At 37.0% G+C, this 18,847-nt stretch carries 14 protein-coding genes and 1 riboswitch; of the genes, 3 read left to right on the top strand and 11 right to left on the bottom strand.

The features are described 5' to 3' along the window. Nucleotides 1-128 precede the first annotated feature (128 nt). Entirely contained in the window at nt 129-1,325 is a 1,197-nt protein-coding gene (locus BQ5341_RS03420) for a general stress protein (protein WP_071130643.1), read from the top strand. Between the two features lie 192 nt (nt 1,326-1,517). Here BQ5341_RS03420 and trxA read toward each other — a convergent pair whose 3' ends face one another. From trxA to BQ5341_RS03400, 4 genes are all read right to left on the bottom strand, one after another. Continuing rightward, complete coding sequence (gene trxA, locus BQ5341_RS03415) at nt 1,518-1,835, bottom strand: thioredoxin (protein ID WP_071130642.1); 318 nt, start codon at nt 1,833-1,835, stop codon at nt 1,518-1,520. 71 nt (nt 1,836-1,906) lie between these two features. Beyond that, nucleotides 1,907-4,270 (bottom strand): endonuclease MutS2, encoded by a 2,364-nt coding sequence (locus BQ5341_RS03410; RefSeq protein ID WP_071130641.1) that lies wholly within the window; start codon nt 4,268-4,270, stop codon nt 1,907-1,909. Nucleotides 4,271-4,281: 11 nt separating this feature from the next. Further along, nucleotides 4,282-4,833, bottom strand: coding sequence for a CvpA family protein (locus BQ5341_RS03405; protein WP_071130640.1), 552 nt, complete (start codon nt 4,831-4,833; stop codon nt 4,282-4,284). A 54-nt stretch (nt 4,834-4,887) separates the two neighbouring features. Beyond that, nucleotides 4,888-5,325: a cell division protein ZapA gene (locus BQ5341_RS03400; protein WP_071130639.1), complete on the bottom strand. Its 438-nt coding sequence runs from the start codon at nt 5,323-5,325 to the stop codon at nt 4,888-4,890. Between the two features lie 134 nt (nt 5,326-5,459). On the opposite strand from BQ5341_RS03400, the gene rnhC reads away from it, so the two are divergent. Continuing rightward, nucleotides 5,460-6,347 carry a ribonuclease HIII gene (rnhC, locus tag BQ5341_RS03395; protein ID WP_071130638.1) on the top strand — a complete coding sequence of 296 codons (888 nt, stop codon included), beginning with the start codon at nt 5,460-5,462 and terminating at the stop codon, nt 6,345-6,347. A gap of 50 nt (nt 6,348-6,397) precedes the next feature. Here the strand turns inward: rnhC and thiT are convergent, their stop codons facing one another. Beyond that, nucleotides 6,398-6,964: an energy-coupled thiamine transporter ThiT gene (thiT, locus tag BQ5341_RS03390; RefSeq protein WP_071130637.1), complete on the bottom strand. Its 567-nt coding sequence runs from the start codon at nt 6,962-6,964 to the stop codon at nt 6,398-6,400. 42 nt (nt 6,965-7,006) lie between these two features. Further along, a riboswitch (TPP riboswitch) is annotated at nt 7,007-7,108 on the bottom strand. A gap of 45 nt (nt 7,109-7,153) precedes the next feature. Beyond that, nucleotides 7,154-9,151, bottom strand: coding sequence for a beta-galactosidase (locus BQ5341_RS03385; RefSeq protein WP_071130636.1), 1,998 nt, complete (start codon nt 9,149-9,151; stop codon nt 7,154-7,156). Nucleotides 9,152-9,260: 109 nt separating this feature from the next. Here BQ5341_RS03385 and BQ5341_RS03380 point away from each other — a divergent pair, with 109 nt between their 5' ends. Continuing rightward, a complete protein-coding gene (locus BQ5341_RS03380) occupies nt 9,261-10,067 on the top strand; it encodes an AraC family transcriptional regulator (protein ID WP_071130635.1) in 807 nt (268 codons plus the stop codon). Between the two features lie 188 nt (nt 10,068-10,255). On the opposite strand, the gene BQ5341_RS03375 is transcribed toward BQ5341_RS03380, so the two are convergent. Genes BQ5341_RS03375 through BQ5341_RS03355 form a run of 5 tightly spaced genes read right to left on the bottom strand, consistent with a single transcriptional unit; the run spans nt 10,256 to nt 18,841 of the window. After that, nucleotides 10,256-10,798: a polysaccharide deacetylase family protein gene (locus BQ5341_RS03375; RefSeq protein ID WP_071130634.1), complete on the bottom strand. Its 543-nt coding sequence runs from the start codon at nt 10,796-10,798 to the stop codon at nt 10,256-10,258. A 1-nt stretch (nt 10,799) separates the two neighbouring features. Continuing rightward, nucleotides 10,800-12,308, bottom strand: coding sequence for a glycoside hydrolase family 43 protein (locus tag BQ5341_RS03370; protein ID WP_071130633.1), 1,509 nt, complete (start codon nt 12,306-12,308; stop codon nt 10,800-10,802). Further along, nucleotides 12,305-13,414 carry a family 8 glycosyl hydrolase gene (locus BQ5341_RS03365; RefSeq protein ID WP_071130632.1) on the bottom strand — a complete coding sequence of 370 codons (1,110 nt, stop codon included), beginning with the start codon at nt 13,412-13,414 and terminating at the stop codon, nt 12,305-12,307. The genes BQ5341_RS03370 and BQ5341_RS03365 overlap by 4 nt, the downstream gene beginning before the upstream one ends. Beyond that, the gene (locus BQ5341_RS03360; RefSeq protein ID WP_083378579.1) at nt 13,407-16,832 is read right to left on the bottom strand and encodes a glycoside hydrolase family 2 TIM barrel-domain containing protein; all 3,426 of its coding nucleotides are present in this window, start codon (nt 16,830-16,832) and stop codon (nt 13,407-13,409) included. The genes BQ5341_RS03365 and BQ5341_RS03360 overlap by 8 nt, the downstream gene beginning before the upstream one ends. Nucleotides 16,833-16,891: 59 nt before the next feature. Next, nucleotides 16,892-18,841 carry an alpha-glucuronidase gene (locus tag BQ5341_RS03355; RefSeq protein ID WP_071130630.1) on the bottom strand — a complete coding sequence of 650 codons (1,950 nt, stop codon included), beginning with the start codon at nt 18,839-18,841 and terminating at the stop codon, nt 16,892-16,894. Between the last annotated feature and the right edge of the window lie 6 nt (nt 18,842-18,847).

Below are 18,847 nucleotides of genomic sequence, written 5' to 3'. Positions count from 1 at the left end.
CTCCTTATTTTAAGCGTAGCGGAATTTATCCATTTGTCAAGACTGCAGGGCTTTCATTTGGCACAACTGAATATCCATGGGACAATTAATGTGTAAGAAAAATTATTTTTTGAAAGGAGCAACACCATATGTCTTTAAGTCTGAAAGGAAGTTATACCAATGTCTTGGCCGCTAAAAGTGTGCTAGACACGATTATTGCCCAAGGAACACCTAAAGAAAAGATTATCGTTTTTTGTTCAAAAGAACAAGCTGCTGAGTTTGAGGATCAATCTTTGCGTTTCGAAACCGATTTTTCTTCTTTAGAAGAAGAGCAAACTTCATGGTGGGATAAAATTAAAGAGTTTTTTGGTGCTGATACACCAGAAGATGATTTAGAAGCTTTGAAGCCTTATTATAACGAGTTGGCTCAAGGGCGAATTTTATTAGCCGTAGAAGATGGTGGCTTAATTGAAGAGGTCACTGATAACCGACAAGTTGGCGCCATGCCAGAATCTTCAACAGAAACAGATTTAGCATCAGATGCTAGTCCTATGTCTGATTTAAAAAACCAAGGAAGCCCTGCTAATACAATTATCGGCCAACCTGGTTCTTTAAATGAAAATCCACTAGGAAATATTCCGCCAGTCACTCCAGGAATGCCTGGTGAAATACCAAGTGAACCAACAGACGGCATGCTCAACCCTAATCGGACAAATCCAATTCAAAACGCAGCTGATCTCGACAATCCAGATTTAATTCAAGATGAGGTGAATCCAAAAAATCCTTTTAGTAATCAACAAGATACGCTGGATAAAGATCGCTTGCATGATGAAAATCGTGATCATCCAGTAAAAGACGCTGTTTCTGATGTTAAAGAAGGCGCAAAAAACATCGCAAAAAAAGGCGCTAACGCATTAAACGACAATGACGATCCTGGAAAAAATAATTTAGGCACTGACGTCTCTGGTGACTCGCATTTTGGTATTAAGTCAGAACCATCCACGATGGTAGAACCACAACGCGGACCAATGTCTAATTTGCAAAATCAAGGCAGTCACCCCGATCCTGTAGTTAGTGATTCCGGTTCTATGAGTGAAATTCCCGATAATATGTTGGATTCCGATCGTGAAAATCCAATTCCAAATCCGATTGACCCTGAAAATCCTGGTGTCATTCAAGATGCGGTGGATACTCCAGACAACAAAGATATTCCGCTCCAAAGAAATGGTTTAGTTGATGAAGATTTTTCTCACGAAAATCCCGAAATCATGAACGATCCAAGTCTAAGAGATCGTGACTATGCAGCGGATGTGAAAAAAGCTGAAGAAGCTAGAAAAAAATTATAAGATGTAAAAACAGGCTGTGACAAGAAATCGTCACAGCCTGTTTTTTTGTTTTTTTTAAATGCACTTTCGACATCCTGATTGACGGTGTGAAAATTGGTGTTCCTAGGAAAATAGATAAAAGTCTACGGAAATTAAAAATTTTCTATGCCTTTTCCTAATTTTCTACGGACCAAAACCCAATTTCTCACAGCCTTATCCTAAATGTTTGTCGATTAGTTCTTTTAATTGTGGTTTTGTGTGGACGCCGATTACTTTTTCTACGACTTCGCCATCTTTTTTAAGTAGCAAAGTTGGAATTGACATAATGCCAAATGAGCGTGGTGTTTCTGGATTTTCATCCACATCCATTTTTACAATTCGAAATTCATCTTCGTCATAGTCTTCTGCCAATTGATCTAAAATTGGTGCTTGCATCCGACAAGGGCCACACCAGGTTGCCCAAAAATCGATTAATACTAATCCTTTATCGGTTGTTTCGTGAAATGTTGCATCGGTAATTACTTCAGACATATTAGTTCCCCCTTTTTATTATCGCCATAAGTATAGCATCGAAACTTAATTTCCCGGAAATTATTTGCCTACTATTTAAAATAAACAATAGTAGCGCCATTGCCACCTTGATTATTCGGCGCAAATTCATATTTAGCCACGGAACGATGATTTTTCAAATAATCCGTGATGCCCTTGCGTAAAGCGCCAGTCCCTTTGCCATGAACAATTGTCACTTGCGGATAGCCAGCCAAAATCGCTGCATCCAAATATTGATCTACTTCTTCCAATGCTTCGTCATAACGTTTGCCCCGTAAATCTAATTGCGTAGCGACGTGACTTGCACTGGCCGATTGTACATTGACGATTCGGCGAGTAGGTTCTTTTTCAGCTTGCGCTAAAGTTAAATCACTTTCAGGTAGCGACATTTTTAAAATACCCATTTGAACTTGCCAGCTGTCATTTTTTTCAGGAGCTAATAAAACGCCTCGTTGTCCATAAGTTGCTGAAATTACTTCATCGCCGACTTTAAATTTTTTCTTATTTTTAGCCCGACGTAAAACTTTATTTTTTTCTAGCGGTGCATGGTGGGTGGCAAGAGCTGCTAAAGCGGATTTTGCAGCGATAAATTCGTGTTCTTTAATCCCTTGGTTGCCCCCGGCCAATTGTTTGTTCCGCAATTCGGTAATAATCGTTTCGGCTTTTTCTTGGGCCTCGGCTACTAATGCATTGGCTTTGTCTTGGGCTTTTTTCATTTCGTCTTCGCGTTGGGTGAAAAATTCTTCGTAAGCTTTTTGCAAATCAAGATGCAGCTTTTCTGCTTCAGTGGTATGTTGACGCATTTCTAAATATTCCAACTCAGTCATTTTTCGTTGGTTTTCAAGATCGGCAATCATTTCATTTAAATCTTGACTTTCGCCATCTAAAATTTGCTTAGCACTTTCAATCACTTCTGGATTTAAACCAAGACGTTTAGAAATTTCAAAAGCATTTGAACGACCGGGCACGCCAATTAGCAAATGATACGTTGGACTCAAAGTATCCACATCAAATTCCATGGAAGCATTGATTGTATTGGGACGATTGTAGCCGTAAACTTTCAATTCTGGATAGTGCGTTGTTGCCATCACATAACTCGAACGGCTCCCAAGAAAATCGAGAATCGAAATGGCCAAGGCCGCACCTTCTTGGGGATCTGTCCCGGCGCCTAATTCATCAAAAAGCACCAAGCTTTCTTCGTCAGCTTTGGCTAAAATTTTTACAATATTGGTCATATGAGAAGAAAACGTCGATAAATTTTGTTCAATCGATTGTTCATCGCCAATATCGGCATAAATTTCTTGAAAAATACCGATTTGCGAATTTTCAGCTACCGGCAAAGCCAAGCCGCTTTGGCCCATCATTTGTAGTAAACCTAACGTTTTTAAAGTGATGGTTTTCCCACCCGTGTTAGGTCCGGTAATGACCACCGCTTGAAAATCTTTGCCAATAAATAAATCATTTGCTACAGCGGTATCTTGATTTAATAAAGGATGCCGAGCAGAAAGCAGGCGGACTTCTTTATTTAAAGAAAGCGCAGGGATAGTCGCTTTTAAATCCCGGCCGTATTTGGCTTTGGCGTTCATCAAATCCATTTGTCCTAAAACTTCTGCGTTGTGGCGAATTTCTCTAACATAAGGAACAAGTCGAGCCGACAATTCAGATAAAATTCGTAAAACCTCATCACGCTCTGCAATTTGTTGCTGGCGCAAACGATTATTCAACTCAACAACTGATTTTGGTTCAATAAATAATGTTTGACCGGAGGAACTTTGATCGTGAACTACCCCGCCAAAAACACCGCGATATTCAGCTTTTACCGGAATTACATAGCGATCATTACGAATGGTAATAATATTGTCGGACAAATATTTATTATTGCCCCCCCGAATAAAGCTATCTAATTGTTCCCGAACATTTTGTTCACTGCGTTTAATTTGTTGGCGCAATTGTTTTAATAAAGAAGAGGCTTCATCGTTGACTTGACCGTCTTCATCAATCGATCTTTTTAAGTCTCGGGTTAATTCTGGCAATAAAAATAATTGGTCCATCCATTCATACAAATAGTGAAATTCTTGTTCTTGTTCCGCCAGTTCGTGTAAAAAGTCAGCGACTTCTTTAGTAGACGTTAAGACGCGGGTAATTTGAGCGAGTTCCACGCCGTTAAGATCGGCCCCAATATCAATTCGTTTTAAATGGGGACGAATATTTTCTAACTTAGGTACTGGCAAGCCGCCTCTTAAGCGCAAAACTTTAACAGCATCTTCAGTTTCTAACAGAGCGCGGGAAATTTTTTTCTCAGCCGTTTCTGGCGTTAAATTACTAACTAACTCGCCGCCAATTTTGGTGACGGTAAAACTTTTTAATTGTTGTAACACTTTTTTGTACTCTAAAGTTTGTAATCCTTTTTCATTCATTTAAACACTTCCTAACTGTGAATCATTTTCGTAATCCATAAATCATACATTTGTTTTGAAAAAATCGGTGTTTTTTCTACCATCCAATGGGCCAAACTGCTACTTTCAAATTGCGATTGGATAAAATCTAGCGGCACTAAACTTAGCAAATATAATAAAAGAAACACGGCCACATACGTTACTACAAAACTTAGCAAGCCACCGCCTAGCCAATTAAGTTGGTGAACTAACGGTAAAAACGTTAAGGAATGGAAAAATATTCCAATAAATCTCGTCACTAAAATACCCGCTAATAAAATTACTAGAAATGACACGCCCGCGTAAAACGCTTGGTCAAGACTGAGACTCAATGTTTCATCAAAGAAAACTAATTTTGAGTCGATTGTCGCTGAGGGGTAGGGAATAAAAAGTTCTAGTTTTGGGGCCAAATCTTGATAATAATGACGGGCCACTAGAAACGAGGCGAGATAGCTGATGGAATAAACTAGTTGCAAGACTAATCCACGTCTAGCTCCAGTATAAACGGCAAAAGCTAAAATCAATAATATTAAAATTGTCAGCATTTTATTCCTTCTTTCTGATTGCAATTATTCAGCGCTTATTTTTTCTTAGCGCTTTTAATCTGTGGTTCCCGCTTTATGTTGAATTTTTTGTTTTTGTAATTCGTTTAAGACTTGTTGGGCTTGAATCGGATTCGTAATTTCTTGATCGATTCCCGCTTCTTTTAAGCCATTACGAGCTTTTTCTTCTACTAATTCCATTTGACGAACTTTATTTTCTAAGATTCGCATTTGTGCGTTGGCCCGTTTTAGTTCGGCCATTTCTTTTTGTTGCATTAAAATTTGCGTTTGTTTTTTCAATTGATCATTGACGGCATTTACCGCCACTAAAATTGCGGCATCTTCTGTCGTTAAAGTACTGGAAAGATTTTTCACCTCAGTTAATTGCTCGTTAATCAGTTGGGTGACCATCTCTAATTGACTTTTTTCTTCCGTCCCGACAATCGTATACGTTTTATTATTAATCACAGCTTTAAATCTTTTTTTCTCAGCCACAAAAAATCCTCCTTAAGCTAGTTCTCGCTAGTATTTTAACACATTTTCCCTTGAGTTTTATTAAAAATTGAGGCAAGATGAATTTAGTTTGATTTCGTTTAAAGATGAGTTTATTTGAAAAAGGAGTTTGAAAAATGATTATCCTCTTAAATAAGAACCAATTAGCGTCAGCAAAAAAATTTTACATCGACTATTTAGTGGCTAAGATCCCACCTTATGCGTTATTTTCTGCCAAAAAAAATGGCACCACCATCACCGGTTATTTATCCGGCAAAGTTTTATTTCAAGGAACAAATGCTGAAACAGAAGGTGCGGCGCTGAGCAAATTTTTCGGATTAAAAAGTTCAGAAACAGCAACGACCCCACCATTAGCTAACCTTTCCCTTTTAGGAAGCGATGAAGTGGGCAATGGCAGTTATTTTGGCCCGTTAGTAGTCGTAGCGACCTTTGCTGAAGAAAAAATGTTACCTACCTTGCGCAAACTTGGCGTCAAAGATTCCAAAATGTTAAAAGATCCCGAAATTAAAGAAATCGCCCAGCAATTAATGACGATTTTGCCTTATAAAACTTTGGTAGTCACACCAAAAAAATACAATGAGTACCAACAAAAATTCAATGCCGTAGAAATGAAAGTTCTTTTTCATCACCATGTCTTAACCCAACTGGCCAAAGAATTACCGGTGAAACCCGCGGCAACACTAGTCGATGCATTTACCACCAAAGCTAGTTTAACGAAATATTCTAAAACTCATAATTTAACTTGGCCGCAACCTTTTTATTTTGTAGAAAAAGGAGAACAACAACATTTAGCCGTAGCAGCTGCCAGTATGATTGCTCGCAAACTTTTTCTAGATTATTTGGAGCAAGATGGCGCAAGTCTAGGACTTCCCTTACCTTCTGGTGCTGGAGCGAAATCAGATTTAGTAGCTGCAGAAATTTTGCGACAAGGTGGCTTAGATCTTCTCGGCGAACATGCGAAATTACATTTTGCTAATACGCAAAAGGCGGAAAAATTAATGTAAAAAATAAAAGCTGGACCAAAAAAGAAAACTTTTTTGGTCCAGCTTTTTAATTAGGCGAGAATTAAGCGTTTAAAGGAACGTCCCGTTTGCGAGATTAAAAGTAAAACAACAATTAAAAGAACCGAATTGGCGATGGCCGATCCGCCGTTAGCAATTAGCGAATAAACAAATGGGCTTTGTCCTTCTGGCGCGTAACTTCCCCAAATAAAAACCCCGGCCCAAAAATGCCAAAACCAACGAGAAAAGACAGCGACTAACGCAGTGAGGACTAACCAAAGATTTTTATTTTTCCCATCATTTGAAATGGCTTGTTTTACTTTGATAGAAAAAATTCCCCCCAGACCACCAAAAGCAAAAGCAAATGGATATTCAAAAATTACTTGCGGTACCGTTACAATATAAGCCTTACCAGTTAAAATCGACAACGTTCCCCATAGAACCCCAGCCAACATCGCCGGACCCGCACCTCGTCGTAAAGAAAAAATCACTAAGGGAATCAACCCTAACGATAAATCAAAGGCGGCATTGGCCGATTCGATGGGAATTAATCCCAAGACGTAACATAATGCCGCAATGACTGCGACTTCTACCCAGACAACTAACTTCTGTTTTTGCATAAAAAGACTCCTCCTTAGACTTTCACCATACAAGGAGGAGTTATGTAAACTCCATCACATTCCTACGTTTGTCTTAACAAAATCAGGTTCGAAGGGTCTCGAGTTTCCTCGATCTCAGCAATTATCGCACCCCTTGTGATGGTTAATATCTATTTAATTTTTTTTTGGAACATTTCTACTTTAGTTTTTTTATGACCGCTTGTCAACTATTAAGTAGCTGGCAAATGCGGGAACGTTTTGTTTGGAATTGAGCATTTGATTTTTTAAGACATCGACTTTACCGGCAAATTCAGCTGGTAACACTTGTTCTTCGGCACTTAAATTTAAAATAAAAGTAAATACTTTTTCTTGACTAAATCGTTGCGTAATTTCTAGTTTGGTTTTTTCATTTAGCAATGGTTGAACATTCGCTTGACTGACTGCTTGATCTAAAATTTCATTTAACAGATTGTCACTTAAATCAGTCCCGAAATAATACGCAAGACCGGCGCCAAAATGATTGACCGTCGCCATTGGCATGCCCGCGTAAAAATTACTCGTGTATTCTCCTAGACTTTCCGCCGTTTCCAAATGAATCAAATCTGCGACTAATTTCCCGGTGCCACTTGTTCCATTTTTTAATTGCACGGTATTGGTTTGTTCCGGAGCAAGAGCGTCGATTTCTTCTACCCAAATCCCGCTGACTTCCCGCAATGGTCCAGGATATCCGCCTAAATAAACATTATCTGATTCATTAACAATTCCCGACATATAAGTCGTCAAAAGCGTGCCACCATTTTTAACAAATTCCGTCATTTTTTCGCCGAGGCCAGCTTTCATTAAATATAAAACTGGAGCGACAATAAATTTATATTTCGAAAAATCACTATCGACTGAAATCATTTGCGCCGGAATATGATTTTCATAAAAATAACGATAATATTTATGAATTTGATCAACATAACGCAAATCTATATTCGGGCCGGAAGTATATTCTAAGCCCCAATAATTTTCCCAGTCGAAAATAACGCCTACCTCAGCTTGTGACGTTGCTCCAACCAATTCATCTAGGCGGGTCAATTCTTCTCCCAGTTCAGCCACTTCACCAAAAACGCGGGTGTGTTCGTGCCCAACATGTTCAATGACTGCCCCATGAAATTTTTCACAGGCGCCGACACTTCTGCGCAATTGGAAAAATTGAATGGAATCACCACCATGAGCTAATGTTTGATAACTTTGCGCCCGCATTTGACCAGGTTTTTTTAAAGAATTATACGGTTGCCAATTTTGTTGGCTCGGCGTTTGTTCCATTAAGAGAAACGGTTGATCTTTCAAGCCGCGCATTAATTCATGATTCATAGCAACAATCGACCACGGAGTATTGTATGCCGGATAATTATCCCAAGAAATAATATCCATTTCTTTAGCCCATTTGAAATAATCCAAGCCTTTAAAGGTCCCCATTAAATTAGTAGTCACCGCTGCCTGAGGAACAATTTTTTTAATCGCATCTCGTTCCATTTTGTAATTATTTAAAATAGCATCAGAATTGAAACGACAATAATCTAAAGACATGCCGGCAAACGCCGAGCGATAATCACTCATTCCGTCACCTAGCTCGTTAGGCGCTACGATTTCATCCCATTCATAAATCGTGTGTCCCCAAAATTCTGTATTCCAAGCCGCATTTAATTGGTCTAACGTTTTGTAATGATCTTGTAGCCATACGCGAAAGGCCTTAGTACAATTTTCGCAATAACATTCGCCACCATATTCATTATTCACGTGCCAATAAGCAATATTCGGATTATCTCCGTAGCGTTGGGCCAATTTTTCCGCTAGCGCTTGAGCATATTTTTGATAAACAAGAGAATTCGGACAAGCATTGTGGCGGTGACCAAATTTATGCTGGCGCCCTTGATAATCGGTGCGCCCCACTTCTGGATATTTTTTGAAAAGCCAAGCCGGCAGTGCGCCAGTGGATGTAGCCATAACGATTTCTTTTTTTTCATCGGAAAGTAGTTGAACGATTTTATCTAATTCAGAAAAATCATAGACATTTTCAGACGGTTGAATTTTAGCCCACGAAAAAACATTAATCGTTGTGGAATTAATGTTCGCCAAATGAAACATCCGCATATCTTCTTGCCAAATCTCTTCTGGCCATTGATTTGGATTATAGTCGCCACCATATAAAATTTTTTTCACTTAAAAAAACTCCTTTTTGTTCCTATTTTTTCTATATTATAAGCGATTTTTGTTTTATTAAGTGTTCTCTGCTAAACTTGTGATATAAAAAAAAGAAACAGGTGAAGTCATGCCGATTTATTTTGATGTTATGAATAAAAATTGGCCATTTGCCATTGAAAGTATTGGCAACGATTGGTATCAAGAAGATATCAACCGTCCTAATGGTCATCCGTATTATCACTGGCTACAAACGAATGAAGGCGTAGGAGAGGTCCAGTTAGCCGACCAGAAAATTTTATTACCAGCAGGATCTGGGCTACTACTTTCCCCTTTTTTAGCCCACCGTTATTATCGTAAATCAAATGCCGCTTGGAAAACTTCTTTTGTGACTGTTAACGGCCGCTTTTTGGAGCGCATGCATGAGATTTTATCCGATGAAGCTTTTATTTTTGTATCAGACGGCCAATTTTTTTCTCAATGGATTGATAAGATGATTTCCCATATTCAAAAACGCGATGCAACACCTAAAGATTTCTCTATTGCCACTTATGCATTTTTGCTGGAGTTAAGTCAGCGACACCCAAGTCAGCCACCATTAGAAAATAAACTTTTTGCTGATTATTTAAAACCAACAATAACGTATATCGAAACACATTTTTCTGAAGATATATCCGTTGAACAATTGGCCAAAATTGTTTTTATTACCCCACAATATTTAAATCGCCTTTTTCAACGATTTTTCCATCTGACGACTACCCAATACATTCGCCAATTCCGCCTCAAAAAAGCCAAAGAATTATTAATCAATAAAAATGAAATGGAAATTCAACTACTCGCTGAACTTGTTGGTTTTAAAAGTAGCAGCCACTTTATTGCCAGCTTCAAAAAAGCCACCGGATATACCCCGCTGGCCTTTCGATTGTTGTATGTTTGAAGAAAACATTAGCTAATCTATTAGTTAAAATTTCTTTACCAAACATTAAATTATTTTTTACTTTGATTCTTTCATTATTCTCTAGATTTAAATATTGGACGGCTGAATTCTAAACCTTTATCTTTCGCTATTTGTAATAATTCCTGATAATACTTTGGATGAAGATTCTGCGAATCATCGTGAGCATGTTATAGAATGATTTGTCTTTGCTCATTAGAATTGTGGGTAGAAAAATCTTTTTCACGTACTCGTTGAATTATTTCTGAATACTTTTTTTGCTGTTGAGGTATCAAATATTCTTGAAAATCAAAATCACAGGTAATATTTGTCGCTTGTTGTGCTGTTTGAGCTAAGTTGACAAAACCATGATATTTTAAACATTTTTCTAACTCCACTGCATTTTCCCCTCCTTGATCAAAATAAGGGAATCGAAAAAGTTTTGCTGGCCTCTCTTTTCCAGCTTTTTGATACAACCTATTCAATAACTCCTCTGTCAGCTCAATTTCTAGAATTGCTTGTTTTAGAGTTATCTGGCTAAAAACTGGATGGGAAAAACTATGATTTCCTAAGATAAATCCTTGTTGTAATGCTTTTAACAAGATTTTTTCTTGTTGTTCAATTCTTTGCCCAATTACAAAAAAGATTGTTATAATTTTTTCTTGCACAAAATAATCTAACATTTCATCCATTACATTGTTTGGTCCATCATCAACTGTCAAATAAGCGTTCATTTTACACCTCTAATTCGGAGATTGTTAGATTTTTAAACAGTGCCCGGGTTGAGCTTGCCCTTCCATTACTCGAACCATAAACACCAAAAGTATTTCCAACAAATCCGCCGGCGTATTCGGTTGATAAAAAACGTGAATCAACACCTGAGATAAGTAAAACTGATATTTCAGCGGATTCTGTAAAGTAAAATGAAAGTTCTTGATTTTCTTGTTGGATTTCTAACTTAACTATTTTAGCAGAAATTTTTCGGCTTGCTAAAACTTCTTCTCCTTCAATAGAAATTTTTCTAACTTGAATAAGCAATCCTTCCGATTCGAGACGCAAGACTAAACGAATGCTAGCTGAATCACTTTGCAAAATTAGAAGTCCTGCTTCTTCCAACAATTGAACCGGTTGAAAAGTAACTTCTGTTTGTAAACGATAAAAAAATGTTTTTTGACGAAAACCTAGATAACTAATAGTACTAAGATCAGCTACAGTTTCTTTAGCCAAAATTAAATCCAAGCCATCTTGCTGAAAAACATAATTCTCTTCAAATGGATTTCGTAAAAATAATGCGCAATCAGGTTTCCCTTTTTTAAAATCATACACTTCATTTTGATTTTCAAATTCCTCAGAGCATACCAAATGACCTAAACCAGGATTAATAACTGGCCAATCGTTTTCCCAAACAACATTTGCTAAAAAAGTTTCACGTCCTAAATTACTTGCTCCTTTTACAGGACGTTGGCCTAAACAAACTAGAAACCATTCTCCGTCAGCCGTTTCGACTAAATCTCCGTGCCCAACATTTTGTATAGGATATTCTTTTCCTAAATGGCGATGAGTGAGAATTGGATTACGAGGATTCCCTTGGTACCAATCGTCAATTTCTTTGCTTCGTGCAACAGTGATCGCGTGGTTATCTCCTGTCCCACCTTCTGCAATTAATAAATAATAATATTCTCCACGTCGATAAAGATGTGGTCCTTCTGGCCAAATAACATTTCGCAAAGCGCCTTGCCAAATTGTTGTACTTACTCCAAGTAACTCAAAAGTGTCTAAATCTATTTCTTGAATCCAAATTTCCCAATTGCCTTCATAATGAAGACCTTTTCGACTAGGGCGGGTTCCTAGGTAATAAGAATGCCCATTTTCATCAAAAAATAAACTAGGATCGATTCCTTCCGTTGGCAAATAGTGTGGTTCACTCCAAGGTCCAGTTGGTAAATCCGCAGTCACAATAAATGTTCCACCGTGTGAAACATTAGTAGTAATGAGGTGAAATTTTCCTTTATGATAGCGAATGGTAGGCGCGAATATACCATTTGAATGAGTAACTTCCTTTAATGGCAATTGACTTTCCCTATTTAATATATTTCCAATAAATTCCCAGTTTTCTAAATCATAACTATGATAAATCGGCACACCTGGAAAATAAGAAAAGCTTGAATTTACTAAATAATAATCTTTTCCAACTCTACAAATGGAAGGGTCTGGGGAAAAACCAGCAATAATCGGATTTTTCATTCTGACACCTCCCCATATATACGATAATTTCCGCTTAAAGCCAAAAAGGAAAACGCATATAAGAAATTATCATAGTAGCGACGATCGCCTACTCGTAAAGGCGTATCCCAAAATTTTTGCGCCCATTTTTTAGATAACTCATTTTCAAGTGCTAGTGAGCCCTCAGCTGAGCTAGCAATTAGCCCAATTGGATGTAGTACTTTTTCATGCGCTAAAGTACCATCAATATAGTACACCTCTTCTTGATCAATTCTCTCCGCCAAAAATTTTTGTAGTCGTTCTACAACTTCGCTTAAAGCTTTTGTTTTTCCAAACCATTGGGCATCCAAACCAATATTTGCAGCTACCCGATAGGCATCAGAGAAAAAACGGTCATGATCTTTTACATTTTTCGGTGTACCATCATATTCCGCATACTCTGCACTTAATCCTGTAATTGGATGGCTAGCCAGCACAAGATATTTGCGACTTTCACTGCTCGCTTCCTTCCAGAAGGACCGATCTTCCTCGTTTGCCCAGTAACTAAACAGTTGATAAAAATGTGGCAGATGATAAGAAGGATCAGAAAAATCCACATTGGGAACAAATTTAATTAATTTATTTTCTTGATTCCACATGCTGTATCCGGGGAATTTTTCATCTTGGTGTAAGCAAGTTGCTAAAATTTCCCGGGCTTGATTTTCATAATGGTAAATTCCTTGATCGTCGCCAAAACGATGACTTGCAAAAAAGAGGGCCATCGCAAAATATTCTTCACCATCCGGTGCTGGACCGTTGGAGTTTTTTTCACCCGAAGGCCAAACTGACCACGCAAAATATCCTTGATTAGGTCCTTGGGTCAAATACATATTAAATTTAGCCCAAGTCCACAATTTGTCAAATACATCTTTTCTATCATATTGCACTGCGAGCATCATGGCATAGCTCATACCCTCTGATCTAACATCGTGATTACCGGTATCTAGTACATATCCACCTATTTCATCCGTAAAATAAATTTTGTGTTTACCTACAAATAGATGCTCCCAGATTTCTTTTTTACGTTGCTCTATTTCTTTTTCACTAATCTGTATTTCCGAAAAAAAATTACGATAGACTTTAGTCATCTTTTACCCCACTCTTAGCTTCAAAAGCAAATTTGTAAAAATTAAAATTTGAACCCGGTAAAAAAATAAACTCTACTTCATTTTCCCCATAGATTGTTGGTAATGAAAATTCAACCCACTGAGCGTGTTCGGTCGAATCAAATTCTAACAAAATTGTTTCTTCAGTTTTCACACCTAAAATTTTTAATCGTACTGTATTATGGCGCTCTAGTGCTTGCCCATAAATTCGAAGGCGATTGGCTCCAATTGTTCCAAAATCAAATCGGTAAAATCCTACAGTTACATTATTACCGATAGCTAAAATTCCATCAGGAGCTTCCTTAAATTGATCTCCATATAGGTAATTATGCTGGTTTGTATTGATAACTTGAAAATTCAGTTTAGGTTCATCAAACCAAAACCCTTTCATGTGTACTTTTTGATCAAATACGAAAGATATAGTTTGTCGTCCCATTAGTTTTTGATTCAATTTAAAACTTTGATCTTGATAAGTATTCCAAATTGTCCCCTTTGTATAGTTAACTATTTCCAACAGTTGGCTACCTTTTTCATATGGATATCCTTGCCATATTTCAATTGGAAAAACATTTCCCTCTAATGGAAATAAAGACAACGTCAATCGATCGGCTCCTAATAGACCGAATTCTATTTCATCGAAAGAAACAAAACTTCTAACTCCACGCAGTGTTGCAATTCCACGTTCATTACCGCTAGTTAACTCTTGATTGCTTCGTGAATATTTACCTCCAGAAATTAGCTCGTAGGGATTTAGAAATGGTTCTTGTCGACCAATAATTTCAAAATTTAAAGAACTATAAAAATCAAGATGATCTTTTTCATTCAAAACACCGCATCGAATTACGATTTTACCGTTAGCTATTGGAGTAACTTTAATCGAATCATCAAAAATCTCCATGGTAGCTAAATCAGAATCAATGCCTTTTTCATCGGTAATTCGCCAAATAAGTGATTGAGTGTCTGCATTCACTGGAAAAGTTTGAGCTAAAACAGAAAAACTTTTTACTTGTGAATCGATGACATTACTTTTTAATTGATTTATTAACGAAATTTTCCGGATAGGAACTTTTAATTCTCCTATTTTTTCAATCAGTTGACGTGGTAAAAAAGAAGATATCCCCTCTCTTAAAAAGACCCTATTACTTTCTAAGGTTAGCGTTGTTTCCTGTTCTTTACTCGAAACTTTTAGTAATATTTCGCCTTCTTGTTTAGTGGTTCCAATCATTATTAATAATTTTCCATTAAACATTCGCTGCCTAGTGCTTTGATAACTTATGATATTCGTACTATCTCCATTATCAGCTCCCAAAAAAACACATGGTCCTTTAAGGCTGATATCTACTTCACAATTAGCGTTGTCCACAAAATTCCCTTGCAGATCGGAGGCTTCAAGTGTCACAAAAAAAATATCATCACCATTTGCTTGTCCGATTTTTTTATCGCTAATTAAGATTAAATTTTCTACATCACCGAAAGATTGTCGCGTTTGTTCGATGGCAATCTTCCCGTTTGGAAAATAACCAATCACTTGAATTGTCCCTGGAAGATAAGAGATTTTCCAATCATGAAGAATTTTTTCTCCGTGAGTTTGATCATTCCAACTTTTACCTAAAGATTGCTTATTAAAAAATAGTTCTACACAAGGCAAGTTACTAGCCACTCTTACGTTGATTTCTTGTCCTAATGAAAAATCCCAATACGGGAAAACATGTATCATTGGATGATTATGGTAGTCCGTCCACCCAGCTTGATAAACATAATAACTATCTTTGACAAATCCAGCCGTATCTATCTGACCAAAATAGGAGTTTTTTGTATGATAAGGAGTCGGCTCTCCCAAGTAATCTGTCCCTGTCCAAATAAATTGACCCATTGAATATGAAGTGTAGCGGTCGTTTAAAATCATCTGTTCAATATCCTTAGCGCCCCAACTCGTTGGACTATTTCCTAAAGATGAACATTGCAAATCGTCATCACTTAAAATTTTTTCCTCTAAGGGGAAATGATAGACACCTCGACTTTGCACAATTGAGCCTGTCTCACTACCATAAATAATCCAATCAGGATGTAATTGGTGATGCTTCTCATATAAATTTTCTCCGTAATTATAGCCAACTACTTTTAATAAATCAGCTGCTTTTTGTGTCTTATCCCAAAGCAAATAGTTGGAGCCAAAAGTAATTGTGGCGTTTTGTAAAAAATCATATTTTTGTACTTCATTTTTTAAAAATAGCAGTGTTTCCTCTCCATCATCTCGCCCGTGCGTATCATAAATTTCATTACCAATACTCCACATAAAAACGCTAGGGTGATTACGGTCACGGCAAATCCAATTTTTTACATCAATTGATTTCCATTCGTCAAAAAACTGAGCGTAATCATAAGTGGTTTTTGGATGTTTCCAAACATCGCTAAATTCTGACTGAACTAAAAATCCTAGCTCATCTGTTAGGGCTAATAATTCACGAGCTGCAGGATTATGTGCCGTTCGTATAGCGTTGACTCCCATTTCTTTTAAGATAAGGAGTTGCCTCCGAACAGCTTGCTCTTGAAAAGCAGCTCCTAACGCGCCTAAATCATGATGTTGACACACACCATGAATTTTTAAATGTTGTCCATTAAGAAAAAGTCCCTGATTAGCATCGAGAGTGATTTCCCGAAAACCAATTTTTTCGTGAATAATTTGACCAAAACCATCGCCCAGTATACTTATTTCTAAATCATACAGATTTGGAGAGTGTGGGCTCCACAAATTTGGTTGAGGAACTAACGTACTAATCACAATTTTTTCTTGTTTTTGATTTCCAGATAATCGCAAGAAATTTTCTTCAGTTAAAACAATTTTATCATTCAAAAATACCTTTTGAATAATTTGTAATGGACCAGAATAACATTGCGGGTTTTCCACCAAAAGTTCTGTTTGTACTTGCCAATCTAGCGAATCTTTTTGTTTTTGAGTATGCAGATAAACATTATCTGAAGGACAATACACTTGATCAAATTTTTCTAAATAAATATTACGGTAAATACCTGCCCCAGAATACCATCTTGAATTTGGTGCTTGATGTTTCCCTCGAACAAAAATCTCATTTTCTCCTACAACCAAAAATGGATTCAACAGAAACGAAAATGCTGTATAACCATTTTTCCATACTTTGGCCAGTTGACCATTTAAATAAATTTCACAATTAACATAAATACCATCAAACGTTAACTGCCAATTTTTTTTTAACTCTGAAGAATTAACCGCAAAAATTTTTTTATACCAACCCTCACTATTACGATATAGGTTTTGACTATCAGTAATTAACCAATCATGAGGGATTTTTACAGGTTGGAAGCCTGGTGCTTTTTGCCACATTTCCTCTGGGATTTCCTCTTCATGAAGTTGTTGTTCCACAAATGTCCATCCATCGTTAAAATATACTATTACACTCACTCCTTTCTGACCGGATTAACCTAACGATAAATCAATCGACCTAGTTCGTCTTCCACACCGGATTTACGGTAAAAATACGTATTAATCTGATCACGCCATTCACGAGCACATCGAACTTGTTCTTGAAGCCTACTCTCGAGATTTTGGGCACTAGCTTGGTCTAACTCAAGAGACAATTCAGCAATTATTTTTTGATCGATGAGAGCTTGTTGAAAGCCTGAAAAGTGAGTATCGTAAATATGTTGAATGACTGTTTTCCCACTCTGTAAAACATGATCATACGGTACATGATGGAAAAAGAGTAGCAAATTATCCGGACAAGTTGCTATGTTCTCATATTGTTTTTGATGCTCCCCTAAATATTGTTGGGTATATCCAGTACCCGTTTTCTGAGTTCGATCTACACCAATACCATTACGGTCAGCAAAATGATATGTGCCCCAACGTGAATATTCGTATCCGTCAACGTTAGGTCCATAATGATGATTAGGTTCCACCATAAACCCTATTCCAAGTGGCGCAGTGTAGTCTTCATATGTCTGTCGTGAATGTAATAAAATTTCGGAAAGTTTCTCTTTATTTTCTTTTGACAAAGTAAAACTTAACTCTAACCAATCATTAGCAATTTCTTCAGCTGTCAAATCGTTATCCCAAATAATTTTTCCATAGCCATACAAATTAGCTTGAGCTAATTTATGACCGGTCCAATTATTATCCATTCCAACATTTACTACTGCGGCGATGCCAGAGTTTTGTTTCTGAGGAGAATTTTTTGCCAATATTCTCTTTACGGGCGAAGAGTTATTTCCTGATATAGAGAAATCTAAGACTTCTTTCCACATTGGAAGCAAATAACAAATGTGTAATTGTTGTCCTGTGTATTCTTGTGCTATCTGAAATTCTAAAATTTGGTTAGTTTTTTGTAAACTACCAAATAGTGGTGAAATTGGCTCTCTTACTTGAAAATCAATAGGACCATTTTTAATTTGCAAAATGACGTTATCATCAAAGTTACCATCCAACGGCATAAAGTTGTCATAGGCGGCTTTTGCCCGATCAGTAGAACGGTCGCGCCAATCTTGTGCGCAATTATAAACAAAACAACGCCAAATAACTTTTCCGCCAAAATGTTTTAAGGCTCTTGCCAAAACATTAGCCCCTTCATCATGATTTCTACCATAAGTAAACGGTCCAGGTCGGTTCTCTGAATCTGCCTTAACTACGAATCCGCCAAAGTCAGGGATTTCTTCATAAATATTTTTGACGGTTTCCTCCCAAAATTGAATAACTTCTGAATCTAAAGGATCCGCTGTTTTTAAATCACCAACTTCTACTGGCGCAGCATAATTCAAACTCAAATATGTTTGAATACCATAAGCTGCAAATTGATCCGCAACCCTCTTTACTTCTGGTAAATATTCTTTGGTTATAAATTTTGTTTCTACTTCATGTACATTGACATTATTAATCGAAATTGCATTAATACCAACTGAAGCCAAAAACCTTGCGTATTCAGTTACGATTTCTAAATCTTTTTTGAATGCTCCATTTTCATAAAAAATGGATTGTCCAGCGTAACCCCGTTCCACACTACCGTCTGCATTATCCCAATGATTAATCATGCGAATAGATTGTTGAGGAATATAATTGTTTTTCTTAATTTCCTTTTTCAAAACAAGCATTTCATACAAATGGAAAAATCCATAAAGTAATCCTTCACTTGTATTAGCAGAAACAACAATTTTTTCGTCGACTATTTCCATATGAAAACCTTCTAAACCAACGGAAGAAAGAATATCAATTTTAAGTTCTATATCGCATTTTGCAAGTGTTGAAAAGTTACTTTCAGGAAAAAGTTCCTTAATTTCATTTTTAAGCGTCGTTGCCAATTTTTGATTTTCATCAAAGTAAAAACTATATTTTTCTTGAACTTTTTTAGATAACCACGCCGAATCTCGCGAAATTTTCATTAATGC

This window comes from Enterococcus timonensis, from assembly GCF_900104595.1.
GTDB classification, from domain to species: domain Bacteria; phylum Bacillota; class Bacilli; order Lactobacillales; family Enterococcaceae; genus Enterococcus_J; species Enterococcus_J timonensis.
This window is presented reverse-complemented; position numbering and strand designations above follow the sequence as displayed.

What these genes read in the sequence shown, in the direction of transcription:
- BQ5341_RS03420 (WP_071130643.1), top strand. Translation starts at nt 129, where the DNA reads ATGTCTTTAAGTCTGAAAGGAAGTTATACCAATGTCTTGGCCGCTAAA.
- trxA (WP_071130642.1), bottom strand. Translation starts at nt 1,835, where the DNA reads ATGTCTGAAGTAATTACCGATGCAACATTTCACGAAACAACCGATAAA.
- BQ5341_RS03410 (WP_071130641.1), bottom strand. Translation starts at nt 4,270, where the DNA reads ATGAATGAAAAAGGATTACAAACTTTAGAGTACAAAAAAGTGTTACAA.
- BQ5341_RS03405 (WP_071130640.1), bottom strand. Translation starts at nt 4,833, where the DNA reads ATGCTGACAATTTTAATATTATTGATTTTAGCTTTTGCCGTTTATACT.
- rnhC (WP_071130638.1), top strand. Translation starts at nt 5,460, where the DNA reads ATGATTATCCTCTTAAATAAGAACCAATTAGCGTCAGCAAAAAAATTT.
- thiT (WP_071130637.1), bottom strand. Translation starts at nt 6,964, where the DNA reads ATGCAAAAACAGAAGTTAGTTGTCTGGGTAGAAGTCGCAGTCATTGCG.
- BQ5341_RS03380 (WP_071130635.1), top strand. Translation starts at nt 9,261, where the DNA reads ATGCCGATTTATTTTGATGTTATGAATAAAAATTGGCCATTTGCCATT.
- BQ5341_RS03375 (WP_071130634.1), bottom strand. Translation starts at nt 10,798, where the DNA reads ATGAACGCTTATTTGACAGTTGATGATGGACCAAACAATGTAATGGAT.
- BQ5341_RS03370 (WP_071130633.1), bottom strand. Translation starts at nt 12,308, where the DNA reads ATGAAAAATCCGATTATTGCTGGTTTTTCCCCAGACCCTTCCATTTGT.
- BQ5341_RS03365 (WP_071130632.1), bottom strand. Translation starts at nt 13,414, where the DNA reads ATGACTAAAGTCTATCGTAATTTTTTTTCGGAAATACAGATTAGTGAA.
- BQ5341_RS03355 (WP_071130630.1), bottom strand. Translation starts at nt 18,841, where the DNA reads ATGAAAATTTCGCGAGATTCGGCGTGGTTATCTAAAAAAGTTCAAGAA.